This window comes from Actinokineospora auranticolor, from assembly GCF_041897805.1.
GTDB lineage: Bacteria > Actinomycetota > Actinomycetes > Mycobacteriales > Pseudonocardiaceae > Actinokineospora > Actinokineospora auranticolor.
The window spans coordinates 5978534-6003161 of sequence record NZ_CP154825.1 but is presented as its reverse complement, the minus strand read 5'-3'; the positions used below and the strand labels follow the sequence as shown (position 1 = coordinate 6003161).

12 protein-coding genes are annotated in these 24628 nt (G+C 72.2%); 4 read left to right on the top strand and 8 right to left on the bottom strand.

The features are described from left to right. Window positions 1-25: 25 nt before the first annotated feature. The 3 genes from V5P93_RS26125 to V5P93_RS26115 all read right to left on the bottom strand — a co-directional run bounded on the left by V5P93_RS26125 (window position 26) and on the right by V5P93_RS26115 (window position 4100). Window positions 26-1456, bottom strand: a complete 1431-nt coding sequence (locus V5P93_RS26125) for a DUF5691 domain-containing protein (protein ID WP_104483314.1) — start codon at window positions 1454-1456, stop codon at window positions 26-28. A 37-nt stretch (window positions 1457-1493) separates the two neighbouring features. Next, on the bottom strand, window positions 1494-2795 hold the full coding sequence (locus V5P93_RS26120; RefSeq protein ID WP_374065083.1) for an SWIM zinc finger family protein: 1302 nt from the start codon (window positions 2793-2795) through the stop codon (window positions 1494-1496). A 183-nt stretch (window positions 2796-2978) separates the two neighbouring features. Then, the gene (locus tag V5P93_RS26115; protein ID WP_104483316.1) at window positions 2979-4100 is read right to left on the bottom strand and encodes a monodechloroaminopyrrolnitrin synthase PrnB family protein; all 1122 of its coding nucleotides are present in this window, start codon (window positions 4098-4100) and stop codon (window positions 2979-2981) included. 58 nt (window positions 4101-4158) lie between these two features. Here V5P93_RS26115 and V5P93_RS26110 point away from each other — a divergent pair, with 58 nt between their 5' ends. Then, window positions 4159-5577 carry a PLP-dependent aminotransferase family protein gene (locus tag V5P93_RS26110; RefSeq protein WP_104483317.1) on the top strand — a complete coding sequence of 473 codons (1419 nt, stop codon included), beginning with the start codon at window positions 4159-4161 and terminating at the stop codon, window positions 5575-5577. Between the two features lie 359 nt (window positions 5578-5936). Then, window positions 5937-6113 (top strand): DUF5302 family protein, encoded by a 177-nt coding sequence (locus tag V5P93_RS26105; RefSeq protein ID WP_181043935.1) that lies wholly within the window; start codon window positions 5937-5939, stop codon window positions 6111-6113. A 69-nt stretch (window positions 6114-6182) separates the two neighbouring features. Here the strand turns inward: V5P93_RS26105 and V5P93_RS26100 are convergent, their stop codons facing one another. Both V5P93_RS26100 and V5P93_RS26095 read right to left on the bottom strand, forming a co-directional pair. Continuing rightward, a complete protein-coding gene (locus tag V5P93_RS26100; RefSeq protein WP_219824198.1) occupies window positions 6183-8588 on the bottom strand; it encodes a M50 family metallopeptidase in 2406 nt (801 codons plus the stop codon). 9 nt (window positions 8589-8597) lie between these two features. Then, window positions 8598-9257 (bottom strand): peptidoglycan-binding protein, encoded by a 660-nt coding sequence (locus tag V5P93_RS26095; RefSeq protein WP_104483318.1) that lies wholly within the window; start codon window positions 9255-9257, stop codon window positions 8598-8600. A gap of 618 nt (window positions 9258-9875) precedes the next feature. Here V5P93_RS26095 and V5P93_RS26090 point away from each other — a divergent pair. Together V5P93_RS26090 and V5P93_RS26085 are read left to right on the top strand one after the other, a co-directional pair. Then, window positions 9876-11150 (top strand): MFS transporter, encoded by a 1275-nt coding sequence (locus V5P93_RS26090; RefSeq protein ID WP_104483319.1) that lies wholly within the window; start codon window positions 9876-9878, stop codon window positions 11148-11150. A gap of 206 nt (window positions 11151-11356) precedes the next feature. Continuing rightward, complete coding sequence (locus V5P93_RS26085; RefSeq protein ID WP_245931775.1) at window positions 11357-15526, top strand: response regulator; 4170 nt, start codon at window positions 11357-11359, stop codon at window positions 15524-15526. Window positions 15527-16126: 600 nt separating this feature from the next. On the opposite strand, the gene V5P93_RS26080 is transcribed toward V5P93_RS26085, so the two are convergent. The 3 genes from V5P93_RS26080 to V5P93_RS26070 all read right to left on the bottom strand — a co-directional run bounded on the left by V5P93_RS26080 (window position 16127) and on the right by V5P93_RS26070 (window position 24288). Further along, complete coding sequence (locus V5P93_RS26080; RefSeq protein ID WP_245931776.1) at window positions 16127-17521, bottom strand: alpha/beta hydrolase; 1395 nt, start codon at window positions 17519-17521, stop codon at window positions 16127-16129. Window positions 17522-17677: 156 nt separating this feature from the next. Further along, window positions 17678-20035 (bottom strand): M4 family metallopeptidase, encoded by a 2358-nt coding sequence (locus V5P93_RS26075; protein ID WP_219824199.1) that lies wholly within the window; start codon window positions 20033-20035, stop codon window positions 17678-17680. A gap of 491 nt (window positions 20036-20526) precedes the next feature. Next, window positions 20527-24288, bottom strand: coding sequence for a S8 family serine peptidase (locus V5P93_RS26070; RefSeq protein WP_181043936.1), 3762 nt, complete (start codon window positions 24286-24288; stop codon window positions 20527-20529). Window positions 24289-24628: the final 340 nt, after the last annotated feature.

Here is a 24628-nt window from a genome sequence, read left to right as displayed (position 1 = left end):
CCAGTGCGTGATGGGGGAACGGTGGTCATCGGAGCTCCGCGTGCATGTCGCGGCGGAACGCCAGGGTCTCGGTGAGGGTGTGCCGCCACGGGGCGGCGTCGTCGGCGGGCCGGGCCGAGACGACGGGGTGGGTCAGGCACGCGGCCGGGACGGATCGCGCGACGACCGCGGCCGCGTGGGCCACGAACCGCTTGTCCAACTGCCCCGAGATCCAGTCCAGGAGGGCTGTGCCCAGGGCGGGCGACCACGGACCGGGCAGGTCGTGCACCAGCCGCGCGATGTTCGCCGTCGCGGTCTGCTTGATCAGGGTGGTCATCGCGTCGGCCAAGGCGTCCGGGGCCAGAGCGCCGAGCAGGGCGGCCGTGCTGAACTCGGCCGGGAACCGCAGCAGCAGCGTCCGCACCCACTCCTGGTCGCGTTGGCGGATCGCGGCCGTGGTCAGGCTTTCGTGCAGGACACTCGGCGCGCACCCGTCGACCTGCCAGGACAGCAGGTCGTCCGGGGTGCCCAGATCGGCCCAGAACCCCAGCGGGGTGGACGCGACGAGGCGGCGCAGCATGGTCGTGCGGCGTTCGGCGCCCGTCTGCGCGTCGATACCGTCGCGCTTCATCGCCTTGTCCGGCTCGTCGGGCAGGGTGACGACCAGGGTGCCGCGCCGCGCCGAGACCAGCGGGCGCAGCCGCGCGGCCATGCGCAGCCCCAGCGCCGAGCCGGGCATGCCGCTGAGCAGTTCGGCGGACCGGTGCCGGACCGACTGGGCGCGGTCGTCGAGCGCCCGCTCCAGGAACTCCTCGTCGGACGGTCGCAGGTGCTCGCCGACGAGCTCGAGCAGCGCGGACCGCACCTCGGCCGGTTCGCTGCCCCACGTGCCCGCCAACGCCTCGCGCGCCACGTCCGGCGCGTCCACCAGCGCCTGCGCGAACCACACCTTGCGCTGCACGAGGCTGCCGTACTGCCACACGTCCGCGTCGTCGCCCGCCACCGGACTGGCCAGGAACGCCCAGTCCGGGTTCCGCGCGCCCAGCCAGCCCGCCACCGGCCCCGCCGCCTCGACGAGCGGCGCGCGCAGCGCGATCCGCCCACCCGCCGCGTCGGCGAGCGCGGGCACCCGCTCGGGCGGCACCCGCAGCCCGGCCCGCGCGACCGCGCGGAGCCACTCCTCCAGGACCTCCGGCTGGTGTTCGGCCAGCAGCCGGGCCAGCCGCTCGCGGGCCGCCGCGGGCACCACCGGTCGCGGGTCGGCCGCCGCGACCGGTGCGGAAGCGGTGTCCGACAACGGGAGTCGACCGGCGCGCTCGTACGTCGTCAACGCCGCCGCCGCGGTCAACAGCCGGTCGGCGGGCTCGGCGCGTTGTCCGGCGAGCGCGGCGACGGCGGGCGGCAGCGCCGCCGGGTCGAACTCGCGGCGTTGTGCGCCGAGCAGCGCGGCACCGACCAGGTCGTTCCAGGCGTTCATCGACCGACCGTCCCGTCGATCGGAGCGGATGCGGGGATCACAGCCGGATCACCCGCCCGTCGTGCCAGCAGGTGAGCGGGTGCAGCCCGGTGGCGCCCCACTCAGCGGCCACCGTGACCGGACCGGTCGCCGCGAGCGCCAGCAGCGGCCACGGGTCCACTGTCGACACCAACGGCAACGCCTGCTTGCCGTCCTCATCGGACAACGCCCACGACTCCCCGTGCCTGGTCGGTACGACCCGCGCCAGGACGACCGGCACGCGGTCGGTCCACGGATCGGCGGCCAGCGCGCGGGCATAGCCGTCCAGCGCGCCATCGACGGCGACCCCCCGGGGCTCCGGCGCGAGGACCGGCTCGGCCCGATCCACCACCGAGGCCCGCAACGGCGGCACGCCCGGGTGGAAGGCCAGCTCGGCGGACACCACGTGACCGGTCGGCAGGGAACCGTCGAGCGGTCGGCCCGGTGGCGCGAAGGCGAGCACCACTGCCGTGCGGTCGGAACGCTCGCCGCGCAACCAGGCGCGACGGGTGACCAGCCCGTCGTTCTCCTCATCGGACACCCCGACGACCAACCAGTCGTCGCTCACGCGCTCACCGCTCTCGAGGACCCGCGCGGTGTCCACCGGGAACCCGAGTCGCGTGCGGACCGTCTCCACCAGCTCGGCGGGCAATTCGTCCAACCGGGACACCGAGTCGGCGAGCAGGAAGAGCATCGACAGCTCACCCAGCAGCGCCTGGGGCGCGCCGCGCCTGGCGTCGGCCAGGGCCGCCGCGCGCCGCAACCCGCTCGCCAGCCCGGGGGCCTGCGCGTCGACCATGCGTGCCGCGACCGTCCGCAGCTCGTCACCGCCGCGCAGGCCGCCCAGGCCCGCGCCCAGCCGGTCCGTCAGCCATTCCCGCAGTTCCGCGGCGCCGGACCGGACTCGGGTCAGGCGCTCATCGGCGCGTTTCGCCGCCGCCTTCTCGTCCCGCGGCCCCGCGGACTCGGCCCGCTGACGCGCCCGCTCGGCGCGTCCCGCGCGGCTCTCCAGCCAGCTGCCGACCCACTCCGGCTCCTCCTCCGCCGCGGCGACCGCACCCGCCGACCACAGCAGCATCAGCCCCAGCACGTGCTTGCACGGGAACTTCCGACTGGGGCACGTGCACCGGTACGCGGGTTCGGCCAACTCCACGCACGCCTGGTACGGCTTCTTGCCGCTACCCTGGCAGTGGCCCCACAGCGCGTCCTCCGACGCGCCCGTGTCCGCCCACTTGGCGGCCGTGGCCAGGCCACGCCCCGCCTTGGCCGACGCCGCGTCCGGTGCGAGCCCGATCACCCGCTCGGCGCTCCAGGGCGCCACCGCTGCCGCCACCATCCCTCGATCCGTTCTCGTTCGGTTTTCCGGTTCGATCATCGGGTCGCCAGGTCCGATCCCCGACGCGGGCCCGTTGCCGTGCCCCTCCGATCACTGTGCGCATACCTTGCCGGCCGCCACCGACAGTCCGCGCGGAGTTGTCCACAACCGCCGCTGACCTGGCTTTTCTCAGTCCGCCATGGCCCGCAGGCGGTCGAGGACGGCACTCGCGCCCGCCGCGCCGAGCCGGGTGTGGGCCACCCGGAGGTCACGCAGGCGCGCCAGGTCCGCCAGCACGACCTCCAGCGGTGGGCCGCTCGCGGTGACCCGGTCCGGTTCCGCGGTGGGCATCGTCGCGGCGGGACGCGCCAGGAACGGCCGGACTAGCCGGTTGTGGTGGAACGACGCCGCCGCCCCGTGCGCGCGGCACACGTCCAGCAGCAGTCGCGCGTTGACGCGCGTCCGCCGCGTGATCGGTTCTTCGAGCAACCGCGTGGGCAGTGGCACGGATCGCGCGGCGCAGTGCGTCGCCTGCCGATCTCCCGGCGGCATATAGGACTCCTTCTCGCGTAGTACGCGTCCGTAGAAGGGGTCGTCCGCGTGGCACAGACCCAGGCGAAGGTCGATTTCGTTCACCGCGGCGAAATCGCCCGCGTTGGCCCCCCGGAAGTCGCTGTCCCCGACGCGATAGGTCGCGAAATACGGACGGATGCAGAGGTAGAACCGCTCGACATCCAACCGGTCGGCCAAGGCGCGGCACGCGTCGAGTGCATCGCCGAGCGCGGCGGCGGCCTGCTCGAACAGTTCTCCGGCGAGCGGGCTGGACACGCCCATTGTCGAGATCCGCCGTAGCGCGTCCGCTGCTCGCTGCTGTGCGACGACGGCGGCGCCGTTGTAGGTCACGAACACATCCTCGTCAGGTAGTGAGGTGAATGTCCGGTACCCGTAGAGGACTTGGTGCGCGAAGACATACCGGGGCGCCACCCCGAGCGCGGTACCCAGCCGTGTCGCAAGGTCCCACACAGGAGCGAGGATCGCGGGTTGGTCGTCGAGGCGGTGCCGACGGCAGGCCGCGAGGTAGAGACCGACCGAGCCGAGGAGGCGATACTGGTCCATCGGGTCCTCGGGTAGGTCCGCCGCGGCGATGGGCGCGATCAGCCGGGCTCCCGCGTGGAGCAGGTCCGGGGCGCGCCCCGGGAGGTAGTCGCGACGGGCGGCGAAGTAGATCTCCTCCGCCGCCGTGTTGGCCGCCGTGAACTCGTCGTCGAGCCACCGGTCGAGCGCGGCAATGGTCCTGCTGATTGTCGGCATGCCTATGATGCTTGCCGGACCAATGCGCCGGAACCAGGACCATTGAGCGAGGTGTCAGGTGGACCAATCGACACCACCTGGCGCCGACTTCCTGCAGCTCAGGGCCGAGACGGCCCGGCCAAGAGGACTCACCGCGTGGCTCGTCCACGCTGTGCGGACCGCCGTTGCCGACGGGCGGCTCAAGCCGGGGGAGAGGTTGCCCGCGACCCGGGATCTGGCCCGCGACCTCGGCATCTCCCGGGGTGTCGTGGTTGAGGCTTACCGCAGGTTGGACGAGGAAGGTCTGGTCACCGCGCGTACCGGCGTCGGGACGGTCATCGCGCCCAACGCCGCCCGACCGACCACGCAGCCCACCCCGCGCCCGGTACCCGCATTGCTGCCATTGCCCCAAGAGGGCGTGGATCTCGACCTATCGCCGGGCGTGCCCGACTTGGCGTCCTTTCCCCGTGCGGCGTGGCTGCGCGCGGAACGCGCCGTGATGTCCGACCTGAGCGCGGCGGACCTCGGGTACGGGGACCCGCGCGGGGTGCCGCGGTTGCGCGAAGAGCTGGCGGGGCGACTTGCCAGGGTACGAGGGGTCCGCGCGGGACCGGACGACCTCATCGTGGTCGCGGGCGTGGCCCAGTCGCTCGCGCTGCTGTCCCAGCTCCTGGGTGCCAACGGTGTGACCACCATCGCCACGGAAGACCCCGGATCGCGCGGGCCGCGCGACGAGCTCGTCCACTGGGGGCTGCGGCCGGTCGCCGTGCCCGTGGACGACCTGGGGATCCGGGTCGACGCCCTGGCCGCGACAGACGTGGGGGCGGTGCTGCTCACTCCGGCCCACCAGTTCCCGACCGGCGTGGTGCTGGCCCCGGGCAGACGGCGTGAGCTGCTCGACTGGGCCGCCGAAGGGCGCCTGGTCATCGAGGACGACTACGACGCCGAGTACCGCTACGACCGCGCGCCCGTTCCCGCCATGCAGGCCACCGCGCCCGATTTCGTCGCGTACACGGGGAGCACGTCGAAGGCCCTCGCGCCCGGTATCCGCCTTGGCTGGTTGGTCCCACCCAGGCGCCACTACGCGGACCTGGTCGCCGCACGTCACGCCAGCGACCTGGGTAGCCCCACCGTCCCGCAGTTGGCGCTGGCGAGGCTCATCAGCACCGGCGAGCTCGACCGGTACATCCGTGCCGTAAGAGCCCGTCACCGCGCGCGACGCGACGCACTGCTCACCGGCCTGCGACAGCACTTGCCCGGCATCGAGGTACACGGCGCGGCGGCCGGGCTGCACCTCATGGTCACTTTCCCCGGATACACGGGCGAGGACACCGACATGGCGGCCCGGGTCGCCGAGACCGGGGTCCGCGTGCACCCGCTGTCCTGGTACCGCATGACCGACGGCGCCCCCGGGCTCGTCCTGGGCTACGGGGCGCACTCGCCGGATCGGTTGCGGGAGGCGGCAAGGCGCGTCGGCCTGGCCCTCTCCGCGTCTTGAGTCCACTTGGGACGATCGGAGGAATTCGTGCTTGACGCCCGGCCGGACCGATGGCACTATTTGCGGCATGGGCACTCTGTGACATTCCAGGACGACGATCCCGTGGCACCCCGCTGACGACCTTGTGGTCGGCACGCGCGTGACCTGGGTCCTCCTGTTGATCTCTCACCGCGATCACCAACGGCTATCTGTTCCGTCAGCATGCCGTCGATCAGGCGGACAGCGCTCTCCTCATCCGGTCTGACCCTGCTCGGCAGACCGCGATCCACCGTGCCCGTTTCCCGGAGCACGGTCGCTGCTGTCCGTCCGCCACGCGTACCCCGAGCGACCCACCCTTCGGTTTTCCAGGAGGTTTGCCCATGGCTGCCCACAAGACCCCGCGTTCCGCCCAGCTGGACGACATCAAGGACCGGTTCACCCAGGCACTCGCCCAGAAGCAGGGCCGCTCGGGTGAGGCGCACACCGACACCGGATCCCGGGTGACGCCGCGCGTCCCGGTGGCGCGCAAGCAGGCCTTCCGCCGCAAGTCCGGCTGAGGCGAACAGAAATGGCCGACGGCCCACCGCGAGCGCAGTGGGCCGTCGGCTGTGCCGTCTACGCCAGATTCATCCGGATGTTGTGGTACCAGGGGGTTCCGCTGACTCCGATCCGGAGTCCGATGGGGACGGAGTCGTGCTGCCCGGCGTGCTCGCAGCCGTTGACGACCCCGGCGGAGCCTGCTCCGACGGCGTACCCGACGAACCGCCCGGCGCCGAGGTGCCCGTCGGAGTGATCGACGGAACCGTTGGCAGGGAACCGGTCGGGCTCGGCACGCCCGCCGACGACGACCCCGGCGCGGAAGGCACGCCGGTCGTTGTCGTGCCCGTGCCCGGTGGTGTGGAGCCGCCCGCGGGCCGGACCACGTCGAGGATGCGCGCCTTGACCTGTTCCAGCTCCGCCTCGATCTGCTGCGCGGACATGCCACGCATCCGGTTGGCCAGCTCGGCCATGTCCGCCCAGATCCGGGCCAACTCGGCCTTCACCTGCTCGCTCGGCACGTCCGGCAGCGTCACCACCAGTTGCGAGGCCAATGCGAAGGTCAGGCACTGGCTGCACGTGTGGTTGACCGCGACCGCCACGTTCTGCGGGACCACGTCCGCGTGCCCGACCACCAGGACGACCTGGAACGCGATGGCCACCGACGCGCAGTCCCGGCAGTTGGCCAGCGCGTACGCCTCGTTGCGGTTGTCCGCTTCGCCGTCGGTCACCCACACCAGCGCGAAGGACACCTCGTACTGGACCGAGCCGTCGGTCGTGTTCCAGACCAGCACCTGGTTGTCGCCCGGCCCCGGCGCGTGCGGCGGGTCGAACGGGAACACCCACGTCGGTGGCCCGGCGGCGTCGCCTTCCGCCTGCGGCTGCGCGCCCGGCCCGGCCTTCGGTGTGAGCACCACCGCCAGTTCGGGCTTGTCCCGCGTGGGCAGCGCGGACTGGCGCGGCCACACTGTCCGCGCGACCTGTCGGGGCGCCGCGGTACGGTCGCCCGGCGAGGTGCCCCGAAAGCCCGCGGGTGTGGCGCCCGCCAACGGGAGTACGTCCTGGATGGTGCCGCGTTCGCCCGGCTGGATCGGGCGGTACCGCCGCGCGTCGGGCCACCACGCCCACGCCACCGCCGCGGCGACCGCCACCACCAAGAGCCCGGCGAGAGCCCGGCGCACCGGCTTGCCCCGGGTCCCACGCCGGAGTTTCGCCAGTGACCGCCGCGCCATTCGCAGCAACAGGTACAGGGTACCCGCGAGCGGCACCGCGATCGCCAGGATTCCCAACGCTTTCACCAGAACGGTGGCGAAATCGCCGTCGCCGTAGCCGAGCGTGAGCCCGTGCCACTGGTGCCGCAGGCCGCTCCACGCGGTCCCGACGATTCGCGGCAATGTCACCAATGCCAGCACCATCGAGAGCAACAGCAACGGCACCACTACGACGACCCACAACGTCACCACCGCCCGTGCCCACGGTTTGAGCACGGTGGTCTCCGGTGAACGCCAACGGTGCGGCAGCAGACCGAGCAGCGTCGGCTTGATGCGGTGGAACAGGTCCGGTACGCCGGTCAGGTCCGCCAAGACGTGGTAGCCGTCAAACCGCACCATGGGCGCGAGTTGGCGCACCATCTGCAGCAACTGCGTGGCGACGACCAACAACAACGAGTCCCAGCCGGACAACCACCAGACGCCGAAGATCCCCACCGCCACGATGGCGTTGAAGTACAGCCCGCCGAGGTCGGTGCGCAGCCGCCCGGCGCGACCCAGCCGGTAGCTGTCGGTCACGTCGGTGTAGAAGGCGGGCCACAGCAGGTAGAGGCCGAACCCCATGGCTCCCGGCGTGGCACCGCCGTACCGCGCGGCGGCGGCGTGCCCGAACTCGTGGAACCCCGCGGAGATCACGGTGACGGCGAAGACCAGCAGCAGCAACGACGGCTGCCGGAACGCCTCGTACGCCGCCGAGCCAAGCCCTTTCTCGAACAGCACCCAGAACGACACTGCGACGAACGCCGCCACTACGGCCACGACAACGCCGGGGTGGAACAACGGGGCGAAGGGTGCCGTGATGCGCCGTGTCACCTCGGGTCGCGAAACCACGCACCGCATCTTCAACCCGAGTAAGGGTGTTGCTTTGCGCGGTGTGGGCTGGGATCCGTCCTCGCCTTGGAGGACACCCATTGGGCGCAGTTTCGACTCGATGAGCGCGCGCACGTCCGACGCGCCGACCCGGCGCTGGACCCGCTCGCTCACCACCGCCGCGATCCGCTCGTGGTCGGCCTCGCCGTCCACCGCGGACAGGATGTTGTAGAGCAGCGGCGTCAGCTGGATGACCTGGCCGTCACCGCGTCGTACCAGCGCGGGCGGGCGGCGGTAGCCCGAGCCGCGCATCTCCCCGATCAGCTCCACACCGTCGGCCCGGTGCGGTACGGCCGGGGCGCCGCCCGGGTGGGACGCTGCCGCGTCCCACCCGGGGGAGGTGCCGGGGGCACTCATCTCGGCCCCTTACTGCTTGACGTCGGCGACCTGGTCCGCGGTGGCCTCCGCGGAGGCGTCGATCGTCTGCTGGATGATCGCGTCCTGCTGGGCGATCGCGGTCGCCGCCGAGTCGTGGGAGCCGATGTTCGCCGATACCGCGGCGTCGATCGGCGCGGCCACGTTGGCGTTGGCGGCCACCGCGCCGTTGATCGGCGCCGTCAGGTCGAGGTCGGCGGCGAGGTTGACGTCGACGTTGAGCAGGCCGCCGTCGAGCGCCCCGCTGATGTCGGGCACGGCGGTACCCGCGCCGGGGGCGGGGGTCTGCGGGGTGGGCGTCTCGACCGGGGTGTTGCCCGTGGCCACATCGCCCTGGTCGATGCCGCTCTCCTGCGTCGAGTGCGCGACGGCCTCGCCCGTGATGCCCTGGGAGATCGCGACACCCTGGTCGGACAGCGCCTGGGCGGTGGAGCCGTCGGACAGCACGTTCGCCCCGACCGCGGCGTCGATCGGCGCGGCCACGTTCGCGTTCGCCGCCACCGCCAGGTCGATCGGCGCGGCGAGGTCGAGCCCCAGGTCCAGGTCGACGTTGAGGTCCAGCAGCGAGTAGACCTCCTTGTCCGGCAACGCGACCGCGCCCTCGGCGGCGAGTTCGTCCGTAGACAGCGGGGGAAGGTCGGTTCCGCTCATTCCGTGCTCCATCCGTGCGTCTTCGGTTGCTTTCCACCCGGTGGTGCCGGATTCGGAAAAATCCGGCCGTACGGGAGATCGTGGCAAGACCTACCCGTGGCGCCGACCGGCGAACCTGATCACCCGGGAGGTGTGACGTTGTCGCTGGACCGGTTGAAAGATCCGGATTCGGGGTACCGCAGCAGACGCGCGCGCGTAGAACTCGTGATGTACCGGTGTCGCGCCGCCGAGCAGGCGGTGCGCCGGTCTTCTCCAGGGCATGTCGCACGCGCCACCGTGAGTCCACTTCGGACCGTGGGTCGGCGTGGCGGTGAGGAGCGCCCGAAGGTGGTCGGCGTGCGGCCGAGGTTCGCACGCTGCTTGCCGGCGTTGGCGATCGGTGATGGTGGCGTGGAGCGGAACTGGGAGCGCTCTCCCCGGAGTGCGCGTCCGAGCTTGCCGCTGTCGGCCTTGCTCCGCGGTCATCGCGTGGGGCGGTGTGTGCCGAGGGAATGGGTTCACGGTCTGGTTCCCAGGGAAACCCGCGTCTCCGGGGCGGCGGGTGTGGAAGAAAGTACCTAACGAACTCGTGGAGGTCTGTGGCAAGGTCCGACCAAGATCCGTATGTGGAGGTGGGGCATGGTCACGACCTCGGACACCCGACACCGGCTCCCGGTGCGCAAGCTGCTCGCCGCGGGCATCGGCAACGCCATCGAGTGGTACGACTGGACCGTTTACGCCACCTTCAGCACCTACATCGCGGGCGCCCTGTTCGCGCCCGACAGCCGCTCGTTGCTGGCCACCTTCGCGACCTACGCGCTGGCGTTCTTCTTCCGGCCGCTGGGCGGGCTGCTGCTGGGCCGCTTCGCCGACGTGCGCGGGCGGCGCCCGGCGATGATCCTCACCATCGTCCTGATGGCGGGCGCGTCGCTGGCGATCGGGTTGTTGCCGACCTTCGCGCAGGTCGGCTGGCTGGCGCCCGTGTTGCTGCTGGTCGCCAGGATCGCGCAGGGGATGTCGCTGGGCGGGGAGGTGTCCAACGCCTCCGCCTACCTGGCCGAGATCGCCCCGGCCGGGCGGCGCGGGCGGTACGCGGCGTTCTTCTACGTCTCCACCGGCGCGGCCGTGCTCGTCGCCTCGCTGCTCGGCTACTTCCTGACCCGCTGGCTCAGCAAGGCCGACATGACCGGCTACGGCTGGCGGATCCCGTTCCTGGTCGGCGGTCTGCTCGGCTTGGTCGGTCTGGTGCTGCGCCGCGAACTCGATGAGACCGAGCACTTCGAGCGCGCCAAGGACCGCGCCCGCCGCCTGCGCAACCCGTTGCTGGCCACGCTCCGCCACAACCCGCGGGCCGTCGCGCAGCTCGTCGGGTTCACCATGCTCTCGACCCTGTGCTACTACACCTTCTTCAGCGCGCTCACGCCGTTCGCGATCAACAGCCGCGGCGCGGACCCGAGTGTCGTGTTCCTGGCGCTGTCGATCGGCACGGCCGTGTTCGTGGTCCTGCAGTACCCGATGGGCGCGGTGGCCGACCGGTTCGGGCGCAAGCCGCAGTTGCTGGGCTGGACGGCGGCCATGGCGGTGCTGGGCTACCCGCTCTCCACGCTGGTCGGTCCGGGGCTGGGCGGGTTGCTCGTGGTGTTCTGCGTCGGCCTCGGCCTCTACACCGCGATGACCTCCATCGCGCCCGCGATCATGAGCGAGCTGTTCCCGACCGAACTCCGCGGCCTGGGCATCGGCGCCTGGTACAACTTGACCGTCGCGCTCTTCGGCGGCACGGCGCCGCTGGTGATCACCGCGCTGGCCGACGCGGGCGCGTCGACGGCGTTCTTCTGGTACCTGTCCGCCGTGGCCGTGGTGGCCTTCTGCGCCGTGCTCACCCTGCCGGAGACCCGGGACGCCGAACTCGGCTGAGCCCCGAACCCCTGGGGCACCACACGGTCGGGTGGACCGGCTTTGCCCGGCGCGTGATCCGTGATTCCCTTGTGGTCGGTGGTGCATCCAGGACGAGGGCGCCCCGACCCGCGCGCTTTCGCGAACGTGTGAAACTTTCACTCTTCCAGGTGGCACACCATGGGGCGCGCGCCCAGCATGGACGGCACAGGGAGCACGCTCGGGTGGTGACAGCTTCACCGGTGCCGAACCGCTTGCGGATGGCTCAGTGGGCCTCGGTCGCCACGCACGTCGTCGCGGCTGTGGTCTACGCCGTGCTCCCCGACGGCCCGCTCCGCCTCGTGCCGCTGGGCGCGGTGGTGGCGGGGAGTTCCGCCCTGCTGCTCGCGCACACCTCGCGGATCGCGCGCAACGCGCCGATCTGGCGGATTCTGCTCGCCGCGCAGCTGCTCGCGGTCGGTGGTTGGGCACTGGCGCCGTGGTCCGCCTCGGCCTACGTGCTCGCCGCCGCGGGGATCCTGCCGCTGGCGGGCCTGTGGTTCCTCGGGGACGGGCCGCGGGCGACGCGGTTGCGGGTGGTGCCGCTGCTGGACACCGTCACCGCGGCGGTGGCCGCGGGGGTGTTCGTGTGGTCGCTGCCCGGCGCGGGGCAGGTGTTGCCGCTGTACGCGTGGGTGGCGGTGTTCGCCTGCGTGACGTCGGCGTTCGTGGACACCGCGCGCCGGGGCGCGGCGTGGCTGCTGGGCTGGACGATCGCGTGGTTGGTGTGCGTGGCGCTGCTGCGCACCTCGCCCGACGCCGCGCCGTGGCTGGTGTTCGCCGGGTCGGTGCTGGTGGTCGTCGCGCGCCTGGACTCCGAGCGGGACCCGGACGCGCGCTGCGCCCGGTGGGCCGAGCGGGTCGCGCTGGCCGTGTGCGTGCTGCCGCTGCCGGTGCTGCTGGTGATCCGCGCGGTGCGGGCGTCCACGGAGGACATCGCGGTCATCGCCGTCGGGTCCCTGGTCGTCACCGCGCTGCTGGTGCTGCGGCTGTCGCTGACCCAGCGCGGGGTGGTGGCCTTCCCCGGGCTGCGCGCCGAGCTGCGGAACCGGACCCTGCGGTTGTGCGCGGCGTTCGTGCTGCTGGCGCTGCTGCCGCTGATCAGCCTCGCCTACCTGTCGGTCAGCGTCGCCAAGCGGATGGTCGGCGACGAGGTCGACCGCAGGCTCGCGCACAGCGCCGAGGTCGCGGGCTCCGAGCTGGAGGACCGCCTGGCGGGTGTGTCGTCGCTGGTGGAGTCCTACGCGCAGCGCGAGGTCATGCGCAAGGCGGACTTCGCGGTGACCGCCGACAACACCAGCGTGCAGAACGCGATCACGTCGTTGCACGCGCAGAACCCGGCCTTCCTGGCCGCGTGGGCGCTGGGACCGACCGGCGCGCTGGTCGCGGTGGCCCCCGGCACGCTCACCATCCGCGGCGCGGACTTCTCCTACCGGGACTACTTCCGGGGCGCGCTGCGGCGGGGTGGGCCCTACATCTCCGACGTCTACGAGGCCGCCACCGACCAGCGGCAGAAGGTCGTGGCGGTGTCCACGCCGGTGCGCGACGGCGACCGCGTCGTCGGGGTCGTCGTGGTCAGCTACCCGGTCGACCTGCTCACCGACTTCGTCTCCAGGGTCGCCGTGGCCCAGGACGTCTCGCTGGTCGTCACCGACCCCCGGGGCACCCTGGTCACCCAGCCGCCGGGGATGCCCGGGTTGGCGTCCGGGCTGGACTCCAGCGGGGTGCGGGCCGCCCTCGGGGGCACGGGTGGTTCGGCGACCATGACGGAGGGCGGTGAGGAGACCCTGATCGCCTACCGGCCGGTGCCCGCGCTGCACTGGGCGGTCGTCGCGAAGATCTCCTCGGCGCGCGCGTTCGCGGGCGTCTCCGTGCTGACGGCTCGCATCGTCACGGTGACCACCCTGCTCGTGCAGGTCCTGCTGGCCGCGCTCGTGGTCGCGGTGCGCACCGAGCGGCGCAGGCGCCTGGCCGAGGCGCGGCTGGCCGCGCGCGGTGAGGAGGTCCGCGGCATCCTGCACGCGGCGGGTGACGCGTTCATCTCCATGAGCGCCGACGGCGTCGTCACCAACTGGAACGCCCGCGCCGAGCTGATCTTCGGCTGGCGGGCCGAGGAGGCCATGGGTCGTCCGCTGGTCGACCTGGTGGTGCCCGACGAGCAGCGGGCGGCGCACTCGGCGGGGGTGCGGCGGGTCCTCGGCGGCGGTGACCAGCACCTGCTGGGCACCACGACCGAGGTCTGGGCCCGGCGCAAGGACTACACCAGCTTCCCCGCCGAGCTGACCCTGTGGTCCTCCAGCAACGGCGACGAGGTCGTGTTCAGCGCCTTCGTCCGCGACATCACCGAGCGCAAGGAGCACGACCGGGAACTGGCGGCGGCCCGCGACCAGGCGTTGGAGGCCTCGCGGATGAAGTCGGCGTTCGTGGCGAACATGAGCCACGAGATCCGCACCCCGATGAACGGCGTGATCGGCCTGGCCACGTTGCTGCTCGACACCGACCTCGACGCCCGGCAGCGCGACAACGTGGTCACCCTGCAGCGCTCGGCGGACGCCCTGCTCGACGTCATCGACGACATCCTGGACTTCTCCAAGATCGAGGCGGGCAAGCTCGAGATCGACCCGGTCGACTTCGACCCGCGCTCGCTGGTGGAGGACGTGGTCAGCCTGCTCGCGCCGGCCGCGCAGCGGGCCGGGCTGGAGATCGCGGCCGTGGTGCACCCGGCGATCCCGCCCGCGCTCAACGGCGACGCGCACCGCGTCCGGCAGGTGCTGACCAACCTGGTGTCCAACGCGGTCAAGTTCACCCCCAGCGGCGAGGTCGTGGTCTTCGTCGACATCCCGCCGATCATCCCGCCGGACCACCACCACGACGTCACCTTCACCGTGACCGACACGGGCATCGGCATCCCGCACGACCGCCAGCAGCACCTGTTCGACGCGTTCACCCAGGTCGACGCGTCCACCACGCGCCAGTACGGCGGCACCGGCCTCGGCCTGACCATCTGCCGCCAGCTCGTCGAGCTGATGAACGGCTCCATCGGGCTCACCAGCGACCCGGGGGAGGGCAGTGCGTTCTTCTTCACCCTCCCGCTGCCGCCCGCCCGGGCGCCGCTGCCCGCGGCCCGGCCGGTGCGCGACCTGGAGGGCGCCGCCGTGCTGGTGGTCGACGACAACGCCACCAACCGGCAGATCGTGTCGCAGCTGCTGGAGACCTGGAAGGTGCGGGTCAGCCTGGCCGCCAGCGGCACCGAGGCGCTGGCCGCGCTGCGCGGCGCGACCGCCGACGGCCGCCCGTTCGACGTAGCCCTGCTGGACATGCGCATGCCCGACCTGGACGGTCTCGAGCTGGCCGCCCGGATCCAGGCCGACTCGTCCACCGGGGCGCCGCGGTTGGCGGTGCTGACCTCGACCATCGACGCCGAGGAGGCCAAGCGGGCGCGCGGCGGCGGCGTCGAGGTGTACCTGGCCAAGCCGATCCGCGCGGCGACCCTGCGTGACGCGCTGGGCAGGCTGCTCGACGCCAAGCTGGGCAGGCACCGGGCCGCCGAGACCGCGCCGACCGGTACCCGGCCGCAGCTGAGGCCGAGCGCGGGCCGGGTGCTGGTGGCCGAGGACAACGACATCAACCAGCAGGTCGTGGTGCAGATGCTCACCGCGCTCGGCTACTCCGCCGATGTCGCCGAGAACGGCGAGCAGGCGGTGCGCATGCTGCGGGCCGGCAGTTACGACGTGGTGCTGATGGACTGCCAGATGCCCGTGCTCGACGGCTACCAGGCGACCACCCGGATCCGGCAGCTGCCCGAGCCGCTGGGGCAGGTGCCGATCATCGCGCTCACCGCGTCGGCGCTCGCCTCCGACGAGAAGCGCTGCCGTGACGTGGGCATGGACGACTTCCTGACCAAGCCGCTGCGCCGCGACCAGTTGGAGGCCGCGTTGCGTCGGATGACCTCTTCCGCGGCTGTGGCCCCGCCGCCGCGGCGGGAGGAAGACCGGGTGAGCTCCGCCGAGGACGAGGTGGAGGTGTTGGACCCGGCGATGCTGGAGCAGTTGCGGGGGATGGGCGCGGAGGTGACCCGTACGTTGCTGGAGTCCTTCACCGGCAAGGCACCCGCGCGCGCGGCGGGGATCGCTCGGGCCGTGCACGACCGCGACTTGCCCCGCGCGGCGCGGTTGGCGCACGGGCTGCGCGGGACCAGCGCGATGATGGCCGGTCACCTGTTGGCGGCGACCTGCGCCGGTATCGAGGAAGCGGCGAAGAACCAGGACCAGACGACGGCGGAGGTGTTGGCGGGCGCGCTCGCCGACCAGACGCGCCGCACCTGCGAGGCCTTGCTCGCCGTGTTGTCGCCCGCCTGACCTTCCCTCGTCCGGGGCCTTCTTGGTGGGGCGCGGTTTGGCTTGACGCGGCTTGGATGGCGCGCGTTGCCCGCGGTTCTGTCGCGTTCGTCGTGCGGCGCCACGCGTGGGCCCTCTTGGCCATCGCGTCGCGCCTCCACCGACCTGTGCTCGTTCCGCTGGCAGCTCGGCGGCCGTCGTGTCTTGGGCCGGCTTGGTTTCTGTTGCGCGGGTGCCGTTATCCGGTTACGTGCTCGGGCGTTATCGCTCGATCTTCTCAGGCTTCGACATGTGGCGGCCATCGCCTTGGCCGGTCCACTGTGGACAGTTGGATCGGATCACTCGAACGGGTTGCCGGGTTATCCACATCCCCGCTGGTTGTCCACAGCGGGCAAGTCGCGTCTGTACGGCCTCTGAGCTGTGGCGATAGGATCGCATCAAGGGCCTGCCCCCGGGTGGGAGGGGGTCTGTGCGGGGGCGTCTGCGTGGGGCGGGGCGGCGGTGCCGCGGGGGTGGCGGTGCGGGGGCGGAGTTGGTGTACGGGGTAGGTGGGGTGGGGGCTTGTGTGAGTGCGGGGCACCACCGCGTGTGCGGTGGTGCCCCGGGGGTGTGGTCGGGTGGTCAGCGGGTGGGGTTGAGGAGGAAGTCGACCTCTCGGCGTTGGGTGGCGGGGTCGTTGAGGTAGGCGGTGTGGCCGTAGCCCTTCCAGACCAGCAGGCGGGAGCAGGCGATCTGGCGGGCCAGGCCGATGCCCCAGGCGTTCGGGGTCGACGGGTCGTGTTCGCCGCTGACCACGAGGATCGGCGGGGCGCCGCGCACCGGGGTCGGGCCCCACGGGTTCTTCGCGCGGATGGGCCAGCCCAGGCAACCCGCCTGGATGTCCCACGCCTCGACGTACCCGCGGGCCGTCGGGGAGGTCCGGACCTCCCGCAGGCGCGCGGACAGGTCGGCGAAGTCGCGGACGTCGCTGGGGAAGTCGTGGCAGGCGATGGCTCGGTAGGCCGGGGAGGACACCTCGCCGACCAGGCCCGCGGCGTCGGTGGCGGCGTCGCGGATGGCGGTGGCCAGGTACGGCCAGTAGTCCTTGAGGATGAGGTACGAGTAGGCCGCGTAGCCGATCTGCTCGGCGGTCAGGCCACCCGGCACGCCGGTCGCCGGGACGGGGTGCCGGGTCGCCCGGTCGAGCAGCGCCCGGTACTCCGCCACGGCGTCGCGGCCGTGCAGCGCGCAGGTGGGGTCACTCGCGCACCAACGACCGAACTCGGCGAAGACCTCCTCAGTGGTCCGCGTCTCGTCCAACGCCATGCGGCGGGAGCCGACGGTGTGGTCGACCGCGCCGTCGAGGACGAAGGCGCGGACGCGGTCGGGGTAGAGGCTGGCGTAGGTGGAGCCGAGGAACGTGCCGTAGGACAGGCCCAGCAGGTTGACCTTGTCCTCGCCCAGCGCGACCCGGACCGCGTCGATGTCGCGGGCGGCGCTCACCGTGTCGACGTGGTCGATCAGCGGGCCGGTCTTGCGGCGGCAGCCGTCGGCCACCACGCGGTTGTAGGCGACGAGCCGGTCGTACCCGGCCTGGTCGCGCGGGAACTGGGTCACCGCGGGATCGGCGACCGGTTTCTCGCAGGCGATCGCGGGCTTGCTGTCGCCGACACCGCGCGGGTCCAGGCCGATGAGGTCGAACCGGTCGAGGAGGTCCCGCGGGAACAGCTCGGCCGCGTTGTCGCGCACCACCCCGGATCCCGGGCCGCCGGGACCGCCCGGGTTGAAGACCAGGACACCGATGCGCTTGGCGGGGTCGGTGGCCTTCAACCGGCTCACCGCGACGGTGATCTTCGCGCCGCCGGGGCGGTTCCAGTCCAGCGGCACGCTCACCGAACCGCAGTCCGCTCCGCGTTCACCGCACTTCTGCCACGCGACCCGGTCCCGCGCGGGGGTCTGCGCCTGCGCGCCGGTCGCGGCGACGACCGAGGCCACCGCGGCGGTGACCAACGCGGTCACCAGAGTTGTTGTTCGCATGCGACACATCCTGTTTGCGCGCGCGTACCCCGACATCGGTCCTCGGGATGACCGTCGCCGTCCGCCCCCTAGGTGGTCCCTACCCCGGCCGGGGTGCGAAACGCCGCTGGGCGGCCACCGGAGACCGGTGACCGCCCAGCGGGTGGAAAGGCTTGCTCAGCAGGCGCCCTGGTCCTGCCAGACGGCCCAGGAGCCGGGCGCGCCGGGCTCCGCGCCGGTGGAGTACCAGGTGGACTTCCACTTGTGGCTGCCGTGGGAGACCAGGTCGTTGGGCACGTAGGCCTGCGACGAGCTCCACTCGGCCACGCTGCCGCAGCCGCCGGGCGGGTTGCCGCCGTTGACGGTCAGGGAGAACGTGGCGGTGTGGTTGGCCGAGCCGGACGCGGTGACGGTCACCGAGTACTGGCCCGCCGGGGTCGACGACGTGGTCGCGATGGTCAGCGTCGAGTTGCCGCCGGTGGTGACCGACGACGGGCTGAACGTCGCGGTGGCGCCGGTGGGCAGACCGGAGGCGGTCAGCGTCACCGTCTGCGCGGAGCCCGTAGTGGTCGTGGTGCCGACGGTGGTGCTAACCGAGCTGCCCGCGTCGGTGCTGCCGCTGGTCGGGTTCAGCGCCAGCGAGAAGTCGTTGGCGGGCGGCTGCCCACCGACGGTCAGGTTGTACGTGACGGTGTGGTTGGTGGCGGTACCGGTGCCCTTGATGACGATCGGGTAGGTACCGGCCGTCACGTTCGAACCGACCGCGATGTTCGCGGTGGAGGTGGCACCGGAGTTGACCGTCGCCGGGTTGAAGGTGACGGTGACGCCCGACGGCTGGCCGCTGGCGGTCAGCGCCACGCTCTGCGCGGTGCCCGAGGTGGTGCTGGTGCTGACGGTCGCGCTGGTCGACCCGCCCGCCTGCACGGTGCCCGAGGTCGGGTTGACCGCGATGCTGAACTCGTTGCCACCCTGCGGGGTGCAGGTCGGCTCACCGGACTGCTGCGCGACGGAGACGGCGTTCCACGCGGCCTTGGTGGCGTTGTACTGCGCGCACGTCGGGTCGAGGTTCTTGGCCGCGGTCAACGTGGCGGTGCGGTACCGGTTGTACGACATGCCGGAGGTCTTGAGCAGCATGGCGTTGTAGAACACGCGACCCGCGGCCTGGATGCCGATGCCGGTCACCGAGGAGTTGTTGCAGGTCGGGCTGGTCGGCTTGCCACCGCCCGGGTTCGAGCCCTCGGCCAGCAGGTAGAACCAGTGGTTCAGCGGACCGGCCGCCGCGTGCACCTCGGTGCTGGGGATGCGGCTGGAGTAGCAGTTCGGGTCGCCGTTGACCAGCGACGGGTTCGCCATGTTGCGGATCGGGCCCTGGCCGACCAGGTTCACCGACTCGCCCACGGTGTAGTCCGGGGTGTCGTACGGGGACGGCTCGTTGGTGTAGGCCTCGGTCAGCGCGCCGAAGATGTCACCGGTGCCCTCGCCGAGCCCGGCTTCCTGGCCCGCGCCACCCGGGGTGTACTGGTCGATCGCGTGGCCGTGCTCGTGGCCCACGACGTCCATCGAGCCGATCCACTGGTTGGCGTTGTTGTGGCCGATCTCGATGTGGTCACCGGTCCAGTACGCGTTGACCTGGTTCAGGCCGACCTGGACGGTGACGCCGCCACCGCTGCCGTTGATGCCGCTGCGGCCCAGCCAGTTCTTCAGCATGTCCCACTCGTGCTGGGTGGACCACAGCACGTCCACGCAGCCGGTCTCCTTGCTGGTGGCGTTGCCGTTGCCGAAGGAGTTGTTGGCCTTGGTGAACGGCTGCCCACCGGAGTAGTCCACGCACCGCACGCCGCTGCGGATCGGGTCGACGGTCTGGTTGTTGCTGGTGTCGATGTTCAGCGGGTTCGGGCCGTTCCACTGGCTCTGGCCCGTGCCCGCGCGCACGTCGTCCTTGGTGCCCTCGACCGCGCCGGTGCGCGCGTTGACGTACACGTGCAGGCGGGTGGGGACGCCGTCGGCCTTGTGGCCCGCCACGATGGTCTCGTAGACGAGCTTGCCGTTGCCGCCGGAGAGGACCGACAGCGCGTTGCCGTCGATCGAGTCCACCTTCGACACCTGGGCTCGGGCGACGCCCTCGGCCTTCTGGGCGGTGATCGTGGCCTTGGTGTCCACGGCGAGACCGCCGCGGTTGGCGGCGACCGTGTCCAGCACCTTGCCCGCCGAGTCGGTGGCGACGACCGCGTCGCCGCCGATGACCGGCAGGCCCTTGTAGGTGCGGTCGTAGGACACGTAGAACAGGTCCTTGCGACCGGGGACGCCGCCCTGGTAGGTGGTGCGGCGGACGAACTGCTCGTCCGGGCCCTTGGCCAGCGCGTCCAGACCGGACGCGGCGGCGAGGTCACCGGCCGAGTTGGCCAGTGCCAGCGGGGACGCCGCCGGGGCGGGGGCCGCCGGTGCCGGTTGGCTGGCCGACGCGGCGTTCATCACCACCGGCACGGACAGCGCCGCCAGGCAGGCGGCCAGGGGGACACCGATTCTGCGTTTCACGCGAACTCCTCAGGCATGCAGGGAATACCGAGAACTCGGGCGGGAATATAAGTTCGCGGAGAAATGGAAATCAAGCGCCCGAGTGGGCTCCCGGGGCATCCGGTGTGGGGTTAACAGTTGCCAGAACCCCTGGTGTGCTGCCGAATTGACCAGTTCGGACGGTAATGGGCCGGTGTGTGCCCGACTGGCTATAGCTTTCGCGGTATTGGCAGTTGGTATGTTTCCTTCGCGAATAACCGGAGGTCATCGAGAGATGATTTGCTGAGTGCTGGGGCACATTTTTATCGCTCTTTACCATGGCGTCCGGTTCGAGTTGTCCACATACCTCCGAGTTGTCCACAGATGTCGGATTGGCCTGGCGGCGTCCCGCCCGCCCGGGCCAGGCTGGGCGAGTCCGAGTTGTCCACCCGTGGAGGTGCGCGGTGTCGTTGCGGGACGCGAAAAAGGTCCTGGGAGTCCGATGTGGACTCCCAGGGCCGTGGTGGGGCGGGTCAGCCGATGCGGTACGCGCGGATCACCGTCTGGGTGACGGAGTTGCCCGCGTTGTCGGTGGCCCTCGCCCGCGGGGAAGCATGCCCGGTGGCGGGGTTGCGCACCGAGACCTCCCAGCCCGGGTCCGCGCGGCGGGTCTGGGTGGGCTGCCAGGTCGCGCCGTCGTCGTAGGACACCTCGACCGTGAGCGACCGCACCTGGGGCCGCGGGGCGTCGGCGCGACCGACGGTCACCGGGATGGTGAACCGCCCGGCCGGGGCGCTGTTCGTCAGGGACAGCGCCGGTCGGTAACCGACGGTGAGCAGCGGCGGCACCTCGTCGGGCCCGCCCCGGGGCGGGAAGCGGTACGTCCAGTCGACCGCGACCTTTGTGGACAGCTTCCACCAGTCCTGCTGCGGCGCGCGGTCGACGTCTGCCGTCAGGCGGTACGTGCTGTTGTCCGCCGGTGCCGCCAACTCCGCCACGCCCGGCTTGTCGACCTTGCCGAGCTGAACGCCGTCGCGGTAGAGGGCCGTCGTACCGGTCTCCATGTCGGCCCAGGTCTGCGCGCCGACCGCGTGCCCGGCGGCGTCGGTGAAGAACGGCACGTCCACCCGGAGCCGGTCACCGGTCCGCGAGACCCAGGGGCGCGGCTTGCCGAAGTCGTCGAGGGTCGTGCCGGTGAAACCGGGACCACGGACGCCCTTGCCCCATTCCACACGGTAGGTCCGGCCCCCCTTGAGGTCGAGCTGTTCGACCATGTCGCCCGCGAGGGCCGACCACACGTAGCCCCGCAGGGTCCACTTGCCGGGGGTGAAGTACTCCGTGCGCTCCGCCGCCCAGGGCGCGATGAGGCCCCGGTTGGTGCCGATCGTGGTGCCCAGGCCGTCGACTTCCGCGGCGGTGATGTACGGGGTGTTCTCCGTGCCGTCGTAGTGGATCGTGCGCACGGCGGCGAGGTCGCTCTGCCGCTCGCGGTGCTCCAGCCGCGCGGGCACGTAGCCCTCGGTGGGGTAGCTGAGCTCGTACCGGCTGGCGCTGACCTTCCGCGAGAGCAGACTCGTCTTCACCCCGCCCGCCTTGACGGCGGCGACGAACCGCCGCCCCGGCACGTCCCCCACCCGCAGGGTCGGCAGCGCGGCCAGCGGAGTCTCCGGGCTGAGCGCGGCGCCAGCGAGCGCGGCCCGCTCGGCGACGTAGGCGGCCACCAGCTTGCCGCCCGCGTTCTTGATGCCCTCGACCCGGCGGTAGACCTCCTCGTAGGTGATGCCGTCCGGGAGCTCGATCACCGCGAGCTTGCCCCGGACGTCGACCCGCGCCAGGTCCTCGGGAGTGCCCGCGCCCGCGTGCACCGCGTCGAGCCGCTCGTCGAGCTTGGGGTCCGGCGAGCCGCGCAGCCACGACGACACCACCTCGAACCGCTGCGGCGACTCGGCGAACAGCTCCAGCAGCGGCTCCTCCAGCCGCGCGTTCTCGGCGTAGCCGAACCAGGGTGCCCGGACCCCGGGGGTGGAGTAGGCGTAGAGCTCGTTGAACTGCGGGTCGAGGTACAGCGCCGCACTGACGGGGTACGGCAGGCCCTTGGTGGTCGTCTGCGCCAGCGACAACCACGCCCCGCCGCGCGCGGCGGGCTGGCCCACGTCGAAGGACACGCGCTTGCCCAGCCGCGCGTCGAACGCGACGCGGGCGGCACCGGTCACCCGGACGTCGGGGTTGGCGAAGCTCGCGACCACGGCCACCTTGTTCGGCGTCGGCGTCTGGACGTAGCCGCTCACGGTGTAGGTGCCGGGGGCCACCCGCAACGGCTGGCCCAGCGGGGACGAGATGGCCTCGCCGGTCTCGACGTTGACGGCCAGCACGCTGCCGTCGTCGGGGTTGGGGGTGGCGCCGTCGCGGTTCTTGACGTCGATCGCGAGGTCGTACCGCTCGGGCTCCTCTTGGACGCCGACCGGGGTGCGGAGGCTGACCGCGCCGTCGGCCGCGCGGGCGGTGAGGAGACCGTTGAAGGCGATACCGGCCTTGCCGGAGCCGCCGCGCGTGGTGATCACCGCGTCCGCCGCGCCGCGCGCGGGCACCGTGAGCGTCGGCGCGGACAGCTCCGCGAGCCTCGCCGGGGCCTGCTGGCCGGTCTTGTCGGTCAACGCCAAGGCGAGGTGGAGCGGCACGGGCGAGTCCGTGTCGTTGCGGTAGGCGACCTTGCGCTCCTGCGGTTGCGGGGTGGGCCACCGCAGGTAGGTCGAGACGGATGCCTGGTCGGTCCGCACCGGCTGCTTCGTGGCGCGGGCCAGGTCGACCAAGCCCGCGTCGACGGCGGTCGCCCCGGTGCCAGCGACCGGCGCGGCGGTGCCGACCAGCGCGCCCTTGAACCGGTCGCCGGACCAGTCCGGGTGCTGCTGGGCGACGATGGCCGCCGCGCCCGCGACGTGCGGGGTGGCCATCGACGTGCCGGACAGCGACGTGTAGCTGGTGTCGACCGGCGAGCCGATGGACGTGCCCGCGGCCCGGGCGGCGACGATGTCGGAGCCGGGCGCCGCGATCTCCGGCTTGGCGGCGCCATCACCTACGCGGGGGCCGCGACTGGAGAACTCCGAGAGCTTGCCGTCCTTGGTGAGGCCGGCGACGGCGAGCGCCGCGTCGGCGGAGGCGGGGCTGCTGACGGCCTCGTCGGAGCCGTAGTTGCCCGCGGCCACCACGAACAGGGTGCCGTAGCGGACGCTGAGCTCGTTGAGGGCCCGCGCGGCCGGGTCGGTGCCGTCGGTCGGCCAACTGCCGACGCTCATGTTCACCACGTCCGCGTGCGCCTCGGCGGCGGCCCACGCCATGCCCGCGCTCACGTCGTCGAGTTCGCCGGAGCCGTCGTCGCCGAGGACCTTGCCCACGGCCAGCGACGCGTCCGGCGCCACGCCCCGGTACCGGCCGCCCGAGGCCGCGCCGGACCCGGTGATGGTGGAGGCCACGTGCGTGCCGTGGCCGTGGCCGTCGCGGACCGAGCCACCGTCGGCACCGGAGAAGTCCCGGCTCCGCGTCACCGTGCCCGCGAGGTCGGGGTGCCGGTCGTCGTAGCCGGTGTCGAGCACGGCCACGGTCACGCCCTTGCCGGTGTACCCCGCCGCCCACGCCTCGGGCGCGCCGATCTGCGGCACGCTGCGGTCCAGCGAGGCGGTGACCCGGGCGTTGAGCCACACCTCGCGGGTGCTCGCGACCAACGCGGTGGGGGAGGGGGCGACACCCGCGAAGAACTCCTCCGCGCGGTTCTTGTGCTCGGCGACCGCGGTCAGGCCCAACTCGGGCAGGGCCCGGTCGACGGTCGACCCGGCGGGCGCCTCCGCGACGGCCCGGGCCGAGGCGCCGTCGGGGCGTTCGATGAGCAGCGGCAGCGAGTCGGTGGTGGCGTCGTCGTAGCCCTGGCGGATGAGTCCGGTGATGTTGAACAGCTGCTCGTCCAGCACACCGGCGCGGAGCAGGCCGAGGGCCTTGTCCGGCACGAGGTAGTGGTCGACGACGCCGCCCCGGCGCTTGCCGTAGGTCACGACGTGCTCGGCCGCGCCGGGGGCGCGGTCGGGGTCTTGGGCCAGCCCGAGCGACCACCGGCCCGTCGCGTCCCGGGCCGCCAGGACCCGGTCGCCGGTGACCAGGGTGACTTCGTGTCGTTGGGCGGCCGTCGCGTGGGCGGGTGCGGTGGCCGGGGCGGCCGGGGTGGCGGAGGCCCCGGTGGGGATCAGCACCGCCGTCACGACGGAGGTGGCCACGGCCGCGGGGATGACCCGCGAGGGTCTGTTCATGCGCGCTCCCGACGTGGAGTGGATCATGACGGTGTGTGAACGGCGGGCCGCGACGCGTCCGTTGTCCCCCAACGCCTTTTTGGGCGTTTTGATCCCTGATTGCGCCGAGTGGCTCACCGCTGTCGCGCGTCCGGCCGAGTGGCGCGGCGAAGCGTCGCGGCCGCGCCCTTCTCCGTGGCGGTAGGTGGTTCAAAGGGGACACTCACCGTGGTCCGCCGCGCGTGGACACTCGGGTCCGATGGCGTCCGTTTTCGCCCGTCCGGTGGTTGACCCGGGTGGGGGGTGGCTGCCGCGGGCTCGCGTCCGGAATATGGGAGGGGGAATAGTCCAAGTGGTGGGT

Excerpts from the sequence above, each read along its gene's own strand:
- V5P93_RS26125 (WP_104483314.1), bottom strand. The coding sequence starts at position 1,456 with ATGAACGCCTGGAACGACCTGGTCGGTGCCGCGCTGCTCGGCGCACAA.
- V5P93_RS26115 (WP_104483316.1), bottom strand. The coding sequence starts at position 4,100 with ATGCCGACAATCAGCAGGACCATTGCCGCGCTCGACCGGTGGCTCGAC.
- V5P93_RS26105 (WP_181043935.1), top strand. The coding sequence starts at position 5,937 with ATGGCTGCCCACAAGACCCCGCGTTCCGCCCAGCTGGACGACATCAAG.
- V5P93_RS26100 (WP_219824198.1), bottom strand. The coding sequence starts at position 8,588 with ATGAGTGCCCCCGGCACCTCCCCCGGGTGGGACGCGGCAGCGTCCCAC.
- V5P93_RS26095 (WP_104483318.1), bottom strand. The coding sequence starts at position 9,257 with ATGAGCGGAACCGACCTTCCCCCGCTGTCTACGGACGAACTCGCCGCC.
- V5P93_RS26090 (WP_104483319.1), top strand. The coding sequence starts at position 9,876 with ATGGTCACGACCTCGGACACCCGACACCGGCTCCCGGTGCGCAAGCTG.
- V5P93_RS26080 (WP_245931776.1), bottom strand. The coding sequence starts at position 17,521 with ATGCGAACAACAACTCTGGTGACCGCGTTGGTCACCGCCGCGGTGGCC.
- V5P93_RS26070 (WP_181043936.1), bottom strand. The coding sequence starts at position 24,288 with ATGAACAGACCCTCGCGGGTCATCCCCGCGGCCGTGGCCACCTCCGTC.